Raw genomic sequence first — 12,205 nt, 5'->3', positions numbered from 1 at the left:
AAAAAAGGGAGGTTTGCTGATGAAGTTGGCAGAGAAGATTATGGAATTAAGAAAAGCAAACGCTATGACGCAGGAGGAACTTGCTTCCATCTGTAATGTGAGCAGGCAGTCTATTTCTAAATGGGAGGCGGATATAGCATTGCCGGAAACTGAAAAAATACTGTTATTGGGTAATATATTTCATGTTTCTATGGATGTGTTATTAAAGGATGAGCTGACATTAGGAGAGGTTAAAGAGGTGCATAGCTGCGGAACCAATGCTGTTCAAGGGAAAAAGAAGGAAATATATGAGGGCGTATTGATAAAGGAAAGCGTAAACGACGAGAATATTATTGATTTTTTAAATATCCACAAGATTGAATTATGGAATACAGGCGGAAAACCGAAATACTGGACAGCTCTTTTTTTTACCAGTGATAAGCAGGATTTGCCGGAACAAATGGCCAAAGTTATGGTTTCGGATACGGAAGGTGGTCAAAATTGGTTCGTTGATTTCAAAGCCGGAAATGAGAAATATATCGTATTCAAAGATAAAATATTAAAATACCGGATCGGTAACCAATCTGAGAAAGAAAATGTATGTGCTGAATGTCGCAAAATGGGTATTTCCGATGGAGAAATGAATTGGTCAGAATAGGAGAGCCGGCATGAGAGTAATATTAACATCAGCGGGGTTGGAAACAGAAGAGATTAAAGAGTGTTTTGTGAAAATGACAGGAAAAAAGATGGCAAACGTAAAGGCATTATTTATTCCGACAGCCGCCACAGATGTAGGAGCAATAGAAGTGTTGCCGAAATGGAATGGTAATCGGTGTGAGTGCAGGGAGCCTTCTTTTCTCTAATAATTTAGCTGGTAACTTGGGGTTAATAAATACAAAATTAGATGTACATTGTCAAGAAGGAGAGACGAGAGGTAAATTAGCATATCCCTTAAAGGACAATGTGAGATTAACAAATACCTGTGCACTTGTTGTGCGGGCATTACCAGATGAATTAGAGATAATCGGCGAATAGGAAGACGAACAATGTTTGAAGGATTTAATGAGTCTACAATAGGGTATTATCAGGCAATCAGAAAAGATAATTGTAAAAATACGCATAAAGAAAATAAAATGCTATACTTTGATGGCGTGAAATATCCGCTGGAAGAATTGTATTCTGAACTGTATCGATATTTCAGTAAAGCAGACGGGGATTTGCTGGGTAATAAGAGACAATGTATCTCTTCTGCATATAACGATGCACGATTTTGCAGGGATGCTCCGGTTAAGGAGTATTTTTACATACGATTTAAGCTGGACAAGGTGAATAAAAAGAATGCACCTGGCTTTTTTTTCGATGCATCTTTGACAGGGTATAAGTTTGGGTTGAATATCTATAATTCAGATGCAAAAGGTATGGAAAAAATAAGGGAGTATATATTGGATAACAGGAATTATGCAAAAGGAGTAATTGAAAAGTTTAATGAGTCTGGTTTGCTGGGAGTGCGGGGAGAAAAATATAAAAGAGCATGTTATCCTGAAGAAGATGTGATATTACGGGAGTGGTTGGAGCGCAGGAGAATTTCTTTTGTGCATGAAGATGAATTAAGCGATGTGTTTTTTGGGAGAGATATACTTGAATGTATGTTAGCTGCATTTGATAGTGTGCAGGATGTGTATTTTATGCTAAAGGAAGCACTGTAATTTAATCATAGGAAAAGGCCTATATTGGAGAATGTTTTCGGGTACGGAACCTGGAAGCGTTCTCCTTTTTACGTGCGACAGGCGGCACATATTTCTATCAGGTGCAATTCGGGATTTCAAAATCCTTTTCTGAAAAATCCTTTGCCATATCTTCCGTCAGGGCAGTATAGATGGCCGCAGTAATCTTTCTGCATGAATTTTTCAAATTTCGGTACAATAAATGTATAGAAAAAGGAGGTTCAATGGATGCAGAGAAATTATGTGGAAGAGACGGCCGTAATTACAGAGGAACTGATAGCTGAGTACAAATCATACTTATATAAGGAAGAAAAGAGCAGGAATACCGTCAGCAAGTATATCCGCGATATCCGGGCGTTTTCAGCTTTTATGGACGGCGGGCTGGTCAGAAAAGAAAATATTCTGGCATGGAAGGAAAAACTGCAGGCCACCCACAGCCCGGCCAGCATAAATTCCATGTTGGCTGCAGTAAATGGCTTTTTTGACTGGCTTCAGCTTCCTGAATTAAAGGTAAAACCTTTGAAAATACAAAGGGAAATTTTTTCAAAGCCGGAGAAGGAACTGACACGGACCGAATATTTACGGCTGGTGGAAACCGCGGAAAGAGAACACAGGCACCGGCTGGCGCTCCTTCTGCAGACCATCTGTTCAACAGGGATCCGGGTATCCGAACTGAAATATATTACTGCGGAAGCAGTGAAGACGGGCCGTGCGGCAGTGGACTGCAAGGGCAAAACCCGTATTGTCCTGCTGCCTTCAGAGCTGGTCCGTGTCCTTGGCCGTTATTGCAGCAGTCAGGGGATTGGGAAGGGAATGATTTTCTGTACAAAAAACGGGAAGCCGCTGGATAGGTCGAATATATGGAAAGAGATGAAGTACCTCTGTGAAAGGGCAAAGGTGGAGCCGGACAAGGTATTTCCCCATAACCTGCGGCACCTGTTTGCAAAGGTATATTATGAAATGGAAAAAGACCTGTCAAAACTGGCGGACCTGCTGGGACATGCCAATGTAGCCACCACGCGCATCTATACCATGGAAAGCGGTGTGAAGCATGTTCGGCAGCTCGAACGGATGGGGCTCGTTTTTGCGGGCAAACAAAAACCACATAATGATGATTATGTGGTAAATAACAGGAAACGGAGAAACTGACGCACATTCCGCACGGATATTCCCCTCTAAATGGATACGTAAACCAGGCCGGATAAAAAAATCATTCCCCGGCCTTTTTGTAATGTCAATTACCATAACGACTGCTTTTTTATTTATTCACCGCAGCCGTTACATTTAGTTGTATTTCTCATTTATACATGCTAAAATTAATATGTATTTTATTTTAAGTTATGTTTGTTACCACATAATCATCATTATGTAGTGTTCAACGGGCAGTGAGGCAGATTACACTGCCGCAGATATCAGAGATAAACGGAGGGAGAGACATACATTGAGAAAAACATTACTGGAAAGTTTGTCAAAAAGAGCCGGGCTGACTTTTTTATCAGACCTGCACTATAAACCCTATTGGCCTGATATCTACGATGCACTGAAGGAAATGGAGGCAGAGGATTATACCCTGGAAGAGTGGGAAGAGGCGGCAGAGTATATCCTGGGAAAAGGGGCCGGGCCATTCGATTCCGCGAAGTCTGTCTATCGCTGTATCCTGCAATGTTTGAAGCTGTACTGAAGCCATAAAAAAAGAGTCTGAATCCAGGCTCTTTTTTTTATGGAAAAGACCTTAAACAGAAATTATAAATTTTGTATGAAACGGTTTTGTCGGACGCATATTAATAAAGATATGAAAAAGAAGGAGGTAAAGCTTATGCTTGACCTGTCAAAATTAACAACAGAGTCCCGGAATCCGGATACTATGACGCTGGATGAAATGACTCCGCTGGAAATAGCCCGCACGATGAACCAGGAAGACGAAAAAGTGGTGAAGGCGGTGAAAGAGGTGCTGCCCGAAATAGCCACGGCGATCCAATGGGCGACGGAAAGCCTGGAGGCCGGCGGCAGGATTATCTACCTGGGAGCCGGAACCAGCGGAAGGCTGGGCGTGTTGGATGCGGTGGAATGCCCGCCCACCTTCGGTGTGGATCCCTCCCGGGTGGTGGGGCTGATAGCCGGCGGAGAAGGCGCTTTCATAAAAGCGGTGGAAGGTGCGGAGGACAGCCGGACGCTGTGTGAAGAGGATTTGAAAAAACTGGGCCTTACCAGCAAGGATATCGTGATCGGGCTGGCAGCTTCCGGAAGGACGCCCTATGTGATCTACGGCTTGAAATATGCAGCATCCGTCGGTTGCAAAACCGTAGGTATCGCCTGTAATAAAGGTTCGGAGGTGGGCAGACAGGCCCGGCTTGCCATAGAGCCCCAGCCCGGCCCGGAGGTCCTGACCGGCTCCACCCGTCTGAAGGCGGGGACCTGCCAGAAGATGGTGCTGAATATGATTTCCACCGGAAGTATGGTAGGCGTGGGAAAAGCCTATGAAAACCTGATGGTGGATGTGAAGCAGAGCAATGAAAAGCTGGTGGTGCGCGCGCAGAACATCACAATGACGGCCACAGGATGCACAAGGGAAGAGGCGGAGGAAGCGCTGAAGCAGGCAAAGGGACATGTGAAAACTGCGATCACAATGCTTCTCCTTCACTGCAGCGCTTCGGAAGCCGCCAGTAAGCTGGAGGCTGCCCACGGCAAAATCAGGGAAGCCCTTAAAACGAGTACCTTAAAATGAGTAAAAGCTGAGAAAAGGAGGCTGGCAAATGGATTACAGACAAATCAGCATACAGCTGCTGGAAAAGCTGGGCGGCAAAGATAATATATCCTCCAATGCCGCGTGCATGACAAGGCTGCGCGTGGGCATCCGGGATATGTCCAGGGTGGATCTGGCAGGCGTCAAAAAGGTGGAGGGCGTTCTTGGAGTTGTGGAGAGCAATACCCTGCAGATCGTGTTCGGGCCGGGGAAGGTGAATAAGGTGCTGGAAGAATTTTACCAGCTGACCGGACTGGCCAAGGGCGTGGCGGAGGATCCGGACGCGGCGCCTGCAAAAACGGAAAACGTGTCGGATCTGACCCGGGAAAACAAAGAAAAACAGAAGGCAAAGCATGACAAACCGGTACAGCGTTTTTTAAAGAAGATTGCCAATATCTTTGTGGCGCTGCTGCCCGGCATCATAGCCGCCGGCCTGATCAACGGCATCTGCAATGTTATCAATGTCTCTACGGACGGCGCGCTGTCCGGGCTGTGGTGGTATGAGTGCATCCGGACCATGGGCTGGGCGCTGTTTGCCTACCTTCCCATACTGGTGGGCTTTAATGCGGCAAGGGAATTCGGCGGCTCCGGCGTGCTGGGCGCAATTGCGGGCACGATGTCCATTGCCAATACAGCAATGCCTCTTCTTGCCACCTTTGACGATAAACAGATAACGCTGCCCTTTACCAACGCTGTTTTCAATCCGGCGGCGGGCGGACTCCTGGCCGCGCTTATCGCAGGCGTTTTCTTCGCTTTCCTGGAAAAACAGATACGCAGGATCATGCCGGATATCATCGATACCTTTATCAGCCCGCTGCTAGTGCTGATAATCGGCGGCCTTGCGGTCCTTCTCATCATCCAGCCTGTGGGCGCCATGCTGACGAACGGGATTTTCACGGTACTTACCTTCGTATATGAAAAGCTGGGCGTGGTGGGCGGTTATATCCTTTCCGCCGGCTTCCTTCCCCTTGTGTCCGTGGGACTGCATCAGGCGCTGACGCCAATCCATGCGCTGCTCAACGATCCGGAGGGCGCCACGAAGGGAATCAACTATCTGCTCCCCATTCTGATGATGGCGGGCGGCGGTCAGGTGGGCGCCGGCATTGCGCTGTATTTAAGGACGAAGAACAAGAAGCTTAAGGGCTACATCCGGGATTCTGTCCCGGTAGGAATTCTGGGAATCGGGGAGCCGATGATGTATGCGGTCACCCTGCCGCTGGGCCGTTCGTTTCTGACGGCCTGCCTTGGTTCAGGCTTTGGCGGCGCGGCGGCGGCCCTGTTCCATCTGGGCGCCATTTCCCAGGGAGTATCCGGGCTGTTCGGCCTTCTCATTGTCCAGCCGGGGCAGCAGATGGGCTTTGTGGTATCCATCGCGATCGCTTATGCGGGCGGCTTTCTGCTGACCTATTTTTTCGGCGTGGATGAGGACCGGATCAATGAAGTATATGGAGACTGATGGGAATCCCGGCCAGGGAACAGATTTGGAGCAAGGGAAATATTATGAATACAGGAATTTCGCTGTACTTTTCAACCGGAGCGGCAAAAAATGAGGAAATAATCCGTAAGGCGTCGGCCTGCGGCGTGAAATATGCCTTTACTTCGCTCCATATCCCGGAGGAAAACGGGGTGGAATACAAAAAGGATATCCGGCGCATGCTGAAGTGCTGTTTTGAGGGAGGCCTGCAGCTGATTGTGGATGTGGGGCCGGAAACACTGGAAAAGCTCGGCGTTTCCAGGATAGAGGAGCTGGAAAATACCGGGATTACCCATGTCCGTCTGGATTACGGCTTTTCACCACAGGAAACGGTCCGCATTGCGGAAAAATTTCATGTGGTATTTAACGCTTCCACCATTACGGAGGAAGACATCCGGGCATGGAAGGCGGCCGGGGCGGATTTTATCCGCTTTACCGCCTGTCATAACTTTTATCCGAAGCAATTCACCGCACTTTCCCTGGAGAGCGTACGGGAAATAAACCGGCGGCTGCGCTGTCTCGGTTTTGACACCATGGGCTTTGTGCCCGGGAATAAGGAGCTGCGGGGGCCGCTTCAGGAAGGGCTTCCTACGGTGGAGGAGCATCGGGGGCGGCGGGACGAGGTGCTTTTAAATATGCTGGAGCTTTTCTATGAAGGGATGTGTGGTACGGTTCTCATAGGAGATGTGGATGTCTGGGAAAAAGACTGGGAGGATATAGCTGCGCTGAGTCAAAATTATGTGCGGCTGCGGGCAAAAATACGTCCGGAATATTCTTTTGTCCGAAACATCATTCACCACGACCGGCCGGATTCCAGTGATCTGGTGTTCCGTTCCCAGGAATCCAGGCAGTACAGACAGCATATACTGCCGGAAGGAATCTGTGAACGGCCCGCCGGCAGCATCAGCCTTTCCAATGAAAAATACCGGCGGTATATGGGAGAGCTGGAGGCGGCCCGCGTGGATTTGCCCGCAGATGAGCGGCTGAATATCATCGGACAGGTGGCGCCGGAGCATTTGCGGTATCTTTCCTGTATCAGACAGGGGCTTGGCATAAAATTTATCTGAGCAGTACCCTGTTGTAAAAAGTACAAGAAAAAAGTTTAAAGAAAGGATTGCGGCATGGGCGGCAGTCGTATATAATACGAAGTAATGCAGTGAAATACCCGGCCGCGATGCGGCATGCCTGGAAGCACGGGTATTTTCCCCGCGGCGGCCTGACAGAAGTTTTGTATGTCAGGCATCCGGCGGGAATAAGAGAAAATGAAGAGGTGCCCCGGACGGCAGCAGCCGTGCTCCGGGGATAATAGGGAAAGGGGTGTAATTCCCCTGCGGTCCCGCCGCTGTAACGGACGAGCCGTATCTTACAGAAACCGTAATCCATAAATCCATGGGGATTTTGGTGTTACGCAACTCCACTGGGAAACCGGGAAGGAAAGATACGGTAAGGACTCCGAAGCCAGAAGACCTGCCCTTCATGAAGAATGCATCGGTTACGAGCGATGGCCGGGTGCAAAAGGAAGTGCTTTTTTATCTGAGAAGGATGAGAGGCCTGCTTTTTAGTACCGGTTTTTGCGCGCGTGGAGGCGGCAGAAAACGGTACTTTTTTTATGGCTGTTTTGCGTGGCTGTAAGCGCTTAACAGCAGCTTTTAAGAAACTTCCGGTCGCTCACGGGGATGGAGAAGGACATTGGAGAAAATAAGAAAAAGAGGAATTTTGGCGGTCAGCTTCGGCACAAGCTATGAAGACAGCTGCAGGCAGACCATAGGGGCGCTGGAAGAGGATTTTGCGGAGAATTTTCCCGGAATGCCGGTGAAAAGGGCCTTTACCAGTTCCGTTATCATGCGGATCTGGGAAGAGCGGGGAGTACATATCCCGGATGTGCAGGACGCGCTGCGGGAACTGGCGGCGGATGGGATTGAGGAGGTTCTTATCCAGCCCACCCATTTACTGGCGGGAGAAGAGTATGAAAAGCTGTGCGCCCAGGCGGAGGTCCTGCGCGGAAGCTTTCGACGGATGGACATCGGCGCGCCGCTATTGCATACGGAGGAGGATCTGCACAGAGTTGCAGATTTTTATGCCAATCATTTTCCAAGAGAAGAGGGCGAAGCCCTGGTCCTGATGGGACATGGCTCCCAGCATGAAAATAATGTGGTTTATACCAGGCTGCAGGAGCTGTGGGCACAGATGGAGTGCGGGGATGTATTCCTGGGAACCGTGGAAGCGAAGCCCGATCTGGAGGACGTGACAAGTCAGCTGGAAAAGAGCGGTTTAAAAAGGGCGGTGCTGACACCCCTGATGCTTGTGGCAGGAGACCATGCCCATACGGATATGGCGGGCGCGCAGGAAGGCAGCTGGAAAAGCGTCCTGGAGGGGAAAGGCTTTGAGGTACGCTGCATAGTAAAAGGGATGGGGGAATACCCGGAGATCAGGAGCCTTTATGTAAGACATTTGAAGCAGCTGGAGGAAGCCTGCCGGGGCGTCCTTTACGGAGTGAGCGTAGGGCCGGGGGATCCGGAGCTGCTTACGCTGAAGGCCGTCCGGCTCATACAGGAATGCCCGGTGCTGGCGGTTCCCCGCACCAAAGGGGAAAATACCCTGGCGCTCTCCATTGCAAGGCAGGCGGCGGATTTAACAGGAAAACAGATCGTTTATACGGATTTCCCCATGTCCCGTGACAGACAGGTGCTGGAAGATAATTATGAAAAAATTGCCGGACAGCTTGCCGCGTACCTGAAGGACGGGCTGAATGTGGCAATGCTGAATATCGGGGATATTTCCATCTATTCCACTTTTTCCTATGTGGCCCGGAAAGCGGCGCAGGCGGGTTTCCCGGTGAGAGTATGCGCAGGGGTTCCCTCCTTCTGCGACATTGCGGCGAAAACCGGAAAACCTCTGGTTTCCGGCACCCAGCCGTTAATGGTAATCCCGGCAGGATGCGGGGATTTGGAAAGCTATCTCCCCCTTCAGGGCACCAAGGTGCTTATGAAAAGCGGCGGTAAGCTGGGAAAGATACGGAAGTACCTGCACGAAAACGGGCTGGTAAATGACGCCCTGATTGCCAGCGACTGCGGACTGCCGGGAGAGCGCTTCGTACAGGCCTCTGCCGCAGCGGCGGAGGAAAAGAGCAGCTATTTTACCACGATTATTATCCGTCCGGAGCCAAACTGAGCACGGAGAAGGGAAATGCATTGCTGGAACAATATATATATAAAAACAGGAAGAAGCTAAGATGCGGCTATACTACAGGATCCTGCGCGGCAGCGGCCGCAAAGGCGGCGGCGCAAATGCTGCTTGGCGGGCAAAGGACGGAAACCGTGGAGCTTGTGACGCCGTCCGGCCAGAAGCTTCTTCTGGATGTGGAAGAAATTTTACAGGAAAAGGAACGGGTATCCTGCGCCATACGAAAGGACAGCGGAGACGATCCGGATATTACCAACGGGATCCTTATTTTCGCTTCCGTGGAAAAAGCAGAGGATGGTTTCCGGCTGGAAGGCGGCACAGGCGTGGGCAGAGTCACGCTCCCCGGGCTGGATCAGCCGGTGGGGGAGGCCGCCATCAACACGGTGCCGCGGCGGATGATAACCCGGGCGGTGGAGGATATCTGCGCGCAGTACGGCTATACCGGCGGCATCCGTGTCCTGATTTCCATACCGGAGGGCGTGAGGCTTGCCGGCAGAACCTTCAACCCCAGGCTGGGAATTGAGGGCGGGCTTTCCATCCTGGGAACCACGGGGATTGTGGAGCCTATGAGCGAGGCGGCGCTGCTTGACACCATTGAAGTGGAAATGAAGCAGAGGGCGGCGCAGGGATGGAAAAAAATCATTCTCACCCCGGGAAACTACGGAATGGATTTTCTGAAGGAAGTGCTGCATCTGGATCAGGAAAAAAGCGTGAAATGCAGCAATTATATCGGGGAAGCTCTGGATAAGGCAGTGGAAACCGGTTTTGATAGCGTTCTCCTGGTAGGGCATATCGGCAAGCTGGTGAAGCTGGGAGCCGGCGTAATGAACACCCATTCCCGCTGGGCGGATGCCCGTCTGGAAACCCTTGCTTCCTGTGCGATTCTGGCCGGGGGCGAAGCAGGGACGGCAGCGGCGCTGCTGCGCTCCAATACGACGGAGGAGGCGCTGGAAATCCTCCGGGAAAAAGGCCCTTTTGAAGAAACCATGGCGATCCTGCTGGAAAAAATAGCGGGCCATCTGGAACACCGCACCGGCGGAAGCATACAGACAGAGGCGGTGGTTTTTTCCAATAAATTCGGTATCCTGGGGAAAACGCCCGGAGCGGACAGCCTGCTTTCCCGGCTGCAGCAGGAAAACGGATGGGAACCGCAGTAAACGGAACCGGGAACAAAATGATGAGAAAACCAATGGAGAGGTAGAAGGATATGGTATATTTTGTGGGAGCAGGTCCGGGAGCGCCGGATTTAATTACAGTCCGGGGGCAGGAACTGCTGAAACGGGCGGATATTATTATTTACGCAGGCTCCCTGGTGAATGCGCAGCTGCTGAAGGCGGCGCCTGCATGCTGTCTGATTTACAACAGCGCCGTCATGACGCTGGAGGAAGTGGTGGAGGTCATGGTGCAGGGCGAACGGGAAGGAAAAACCATCGTCCGCCTGCACACCGGGGATCCCAGCCTGTATGGAGCCATCCGGGAGCAGATGGATCGGCTGGAGGAAGCCGGTATAGCCTTTGAGGTCTGTCCCGGCGTCAGCAGCTTTTGCGGCGCTGCGGCCTCCCTGCAGGCGGAGTATACGCTTCCCGGCGTCTCTCAGACGGTGATCATCACCCGGATGGAGGGACGTACCCCGGTGCCGGAGAGGGAGCGGCTGAGAAGCCTGGCAGCCCATGGAAGCACTCTTGTCCTTTTCCTGAGCACCGGACTTTTAAAGCAGGTAAGGGAAGAGCTTCTGGCGGGCGGCCTTTCCCCGGATACCCCATGCGCGGTCTGCTACAAGGTGACCTGGGAGGATGAAAAAATCCTGCGCGGTACATTGAAGCAGCTGCCGGAGCTTGCCGAAGCAGCCGGCGTCCGGAAAACGGCGTTGATTGTTGTGGGAGAGGTCCTGGGTTCTGATTATGAGCTTTCCCGCCTGTATGCCGCTGATTTTTCCACGGAATTCAGGCAGGCGCGCGAGGGAGAGGACGGGAATACATAATGAAAGCGGCGATTATTTCCTTTACGGCAAGGGGAGCCCTGAAAAACAGGGAACTGGCTGCCCTGCTGCGCAAAAAACTCTCCTGTACAGGCTATTCCTTCTATAAATACGCGCTGGAGGGACAGACGGCATTCCGGGAGGTGCGCAGCCTGACGGAAACCCTGTTTTCTTCCTGCGGGCTTCTTATCTTTATCGGTGCCGCAGGAATCGCCGTGCGTGCCATAGCGCCTTTTCTGAAAGAAAAGGATCGGGATCCGGCGGTGCTTGTGATGGATGAACATGCGGTGCATGTGGTTTCCCTGCTGTCCGGGCATCTGGGAGGCGGTAACGACTGGTGCCGGCAGGTTGCCCTGCTCACAGGCGCCGAGCCGGTGATTACCACCGCAACGGATTTAAACGGCGTATTTGCGGTGGATCTTTTTGCCAGGGATAACGGGCTTTTTATTGAAAAACGGGAGCGGATAAAGGAAGTCTCCGGCAGGCTTCTGCATGGGGAAAAGGTGGGGTTTTACAGTGAACTGCCCTGGGAGGGCGAGCTTCCGGAGCTGCTTGTGCCGTGTGAAAAGGGTGGGGATGGCCTGCTGCGGCCCCGTTTGGTAGAAGAAGGGGAAAAAGGTGACAGCGGCCTGCCGGAATGCGGCATTATTATTGCAGCGCAGCCCCAGGCCGTCCGCTTCCCGGTTACCTGCCGGCTGATCCCGAAAGATCTGACAGTGGGTATCGGCTGCAGAAAGGGAAGGAGCGGGGCGGAACTTTCAGAATTTCTGCAGACGGTATTTCAGAAATTCGATCTGGATAAAAGGCGGATTGCCCGTTTCGCCTCCATCAGCCTGAAGGAAAAGGAGGCTGGTATCCTGGAGCTGGCATTTGCGGAAAGGGCGCCCTTCCTTACGTTTACCGCACAGGAGCTGGAGGCCGTTCCTGGGAAGTTTGAAGCGTCCGGGTTCGTCAGGAAAACGGTGGGCGTGGATAATGTCTGTGAACGGGCGGCGGTGCTGGGAAGCGGCGGCGGAAGGCTCCTTGTGCCCAGGCAGGCGGCCGGGGGCATTACCATAGCGGCGGCGCAGCGTATGCCGGTTATCCGTTTTTACAGAAATGACAAAGGTAACTGAAAAGGAGAG

At 51.5% G+C, this 12,205-nt stretch carries 12 protein-coding genes and 1 riboswitch; all 12 genes read left to right on the top strand.

Annotated features, from left to right (window positions below; all coding sequences use genetic code 11):
• Positions 1 to 19 precede the first annotated feature (19 nt).
• The 12 genes from DXC51_RS04970 to DXC51_RS04915 all read left to right on the top strand — a co-directional run bounded on the left by DXC51_RS04970 (position 20) and on the right by DXC51_RS04915 (position 12,196).
• On the top strand, positions 20 to 637 hold the full coding sequence (locus DXC51_RS04970) for a helix-turn-helix domain-containing protein (protein ID WP_021638628.1): 618 nt from the start codon (positions 20 to 22) through the stop codon (positions 635 to 637).
• 10 nt (positions 638 to 647) lie between these two features.
• Positions 648 to 842, top strand: a complete 195-nt coding sequence (locus tag DXC51_RS04965; protein ID WP_117543982.1) for a hypothetical protein — start codon at positions 648 to 650, stop codon at positions 840 to 842.
• Between the two features lie 183 nt (positions 843 to 1,025).
• Positions 1,026 to 1,685: a DUF2461 family protein gene (locus DXC51_RS04960; RefSeq protein WP_117543981.1), complete on the top strand. Its 660-nt coding sequence runs from the start codon at positions 1,026 to 1,028 to the stop codon at positions 1,683 to 1,685.
• A gap of 246 nt (positions 1,686 to 1,931) precedes the next feature.
• Complete coding sequence (locus DXC51_RS04955) at positions 1,932 to 2,852, top strand: tyrosine-type recombinase/integrase (protein WP_117543980.1); 921 nt, start codon at positions 1,932 to 1,934, stop codon at positions 2,850 to 2,852.
• Positions 2,853 to 3,144: 292 nt separating this feature from the next.
• A complete protein-coding gene (locus tag DXC51_RS04950; protein WP_117543979.1) occupies positions 3,145 to 3,384 on the top strand; it encodes a hypothetical protein in 240 nt (79 codons plus the stop codon).
• 135 nt (positions 3,385 to 3,519) lie between these two features.
• Positions 3,520 to 4,428: an N-acetylmuramic acid 6-phosphate etherase gene (gene murQ / locus DXC51_RS04945; RefSeq protein ID WP_117544031.1), complete on the top strand. Its 909-nt coding sequence runs from the start codon at positions 3,520 to 3,522 to the stop codon at positions 4,426 to 4,428.
• 28 nt (positions 4,429 to 4,456) lie between these two features.
• On the top strand, positions 4,457 to 5,902 hold the full coding sequence (locus DXC51_RS04940) for a PTS transporter subunit EIIC (RefSeq protein WP_117543978.1): 1,446 nt from the start codon (positions 4,457 to 4,459) through the stop codon (positions 5,900 to 5,902).
• A gap of 44 nt (positions 5,903 to 5,946) precedes the next feature.
• Entirely contained in the window at positions 5,947 to 6,987 is a 1,041-nt protein-coding gene (locus tag DXC51_RS04935; RefSeq protein WP_117544030.1) for a MupG family TIM beta-alpha barrel fold protein, read from the top strand.
• A 184-nt stretch (positions 6,988 to 7,171) separates the two neighbouring features.
• A riboswitch (cobalamin riboswitch) is annotated at positions 7,172 to 7,408 on the top strand.
• A 201-nt stretch (positions 7,409 to 7,609) separates the two neighbouring features.
• Entirely contained in the window at positions 7,610 to 9,091 is a 1,482-nt protein-coding gene (gene cobI / locus DXC51_RS04930) for a precorrin-2 C(20)-methyltransferase (RefSeq protein ID WP_117543977.1), read from the top strand.
• A 20-nt stretch (positions 9,092 to 9,111) separates the two neighbouring features.
• The gene (gene cbiD / locus DXC51_RS04925; RefSeq protein ID WP_117543976.1) at positions 9,112 to 10,260 is read left to right on the top strand and encodes a cobalt-precorrin-5B (C(1))-methyltransferase CbiD; all 1,149 of its coding nucleotides are present in this window, start codon (positions 9,112 to 9,114) and stop codon (positions 10,258 to 10,260) included.
• Positions 10,261 to 10,310: 50 nt separating this feature from the next.
• On the top strand, positions 10,311 to 11,084 hold the full coding sequence (gene cobM, locus DXC51_RS04920) for a precorrin-4 C(11)-methyltransferase (protein ID WP_117543975.1): 774 nt from the start codon (positions 10,311 to 10,313) through the stop codon (positions 11,082 to 11,084).
• On the top strand, positions 11,084 to 12,196 hold the full coding sequence (locus DXC51_RS04915; RefSeq protein ID WP_117543974.1) for a cobalt-precorrin 5A hydrolase: 1,113 nt from the start codon (positions 11,084 to 11,086) through the stop codon (positions 12,194 to 12,196). Before cobM ends, DXC51_RS04915 begins: the two co-directional genes overlap by 1 nt.
• Positions 12,197 to 12,205 lie beyond the last annotated feature (9 nt).

Source organism: Eisenbergiella massiliensis (assembly GCF_003435485.1).
The sequence above is the reverse complement of the archived record's forward strand: the minus strand, read 5'-3'. Positions and strand labels throughout refer to the sequence as shown.

Coding starts and splice junctions, on each gene's coding strand:
- murQ (WP_117544031.1), top strand. CDS start 3,520: ATGCTTGACCTGTCAAAATTAACAACAGAGTCCCGGAATCCGGATACT.
- DXC51_RS04965 (WP_117543982.1), top strand. CDS start 648: ATGAGAGTAATATTAACATCAGCGGGGTTGGAAACAGAAGAGATTAAA.
- DXC51_RS04940 (WP_117543978.1), top strand. CDS start 4,457: ATGGATTACAGACAAATCAGCATACAGCTGCTGGAAAAGCTGGGCGGC.
- DXC51_RS04970 (WP_021638628.1), top strand. CDS start 20: ATGAAGTTGGCAGAGAAGATTATGGAATTAAGAAAAGCAAACGCTATG.
- DXC51_RS04955 (WP_117543980.1), top strand. CDS start 1,932: ATGCAGAGAAATTATGTGGAAGAGACGGCCGTAATTACAGAGGAACTG.
- DXC51_RS04960 (WP_117543981.1), top strand. CDS start 1,026: ATGTTTGAAGGATTTAATGAGTCTACAATAGGGTATTATCAGGCAATC.
- DXC51_RS04935 (WP_117544030.1), top strand. CDS start 5,947: ATGAATACAGGAATTTCGCTGTACTTTTCAACCGGAGCGGCAAAAAAT.
- DXC51_RS04915 (WP_117543974.1), top strand. CDS start 11,084: ATGAAAGCGGCGATTATTTCCTTTACGGCAAGGGGAGCCCTGAAAAAC.
- cobM (WP_117543975.1), top strand. CDS start 10,311: ATGGTATATTTTGTGGGAGCAGGTCCGGGAGCGCCGGATTTAATTACA.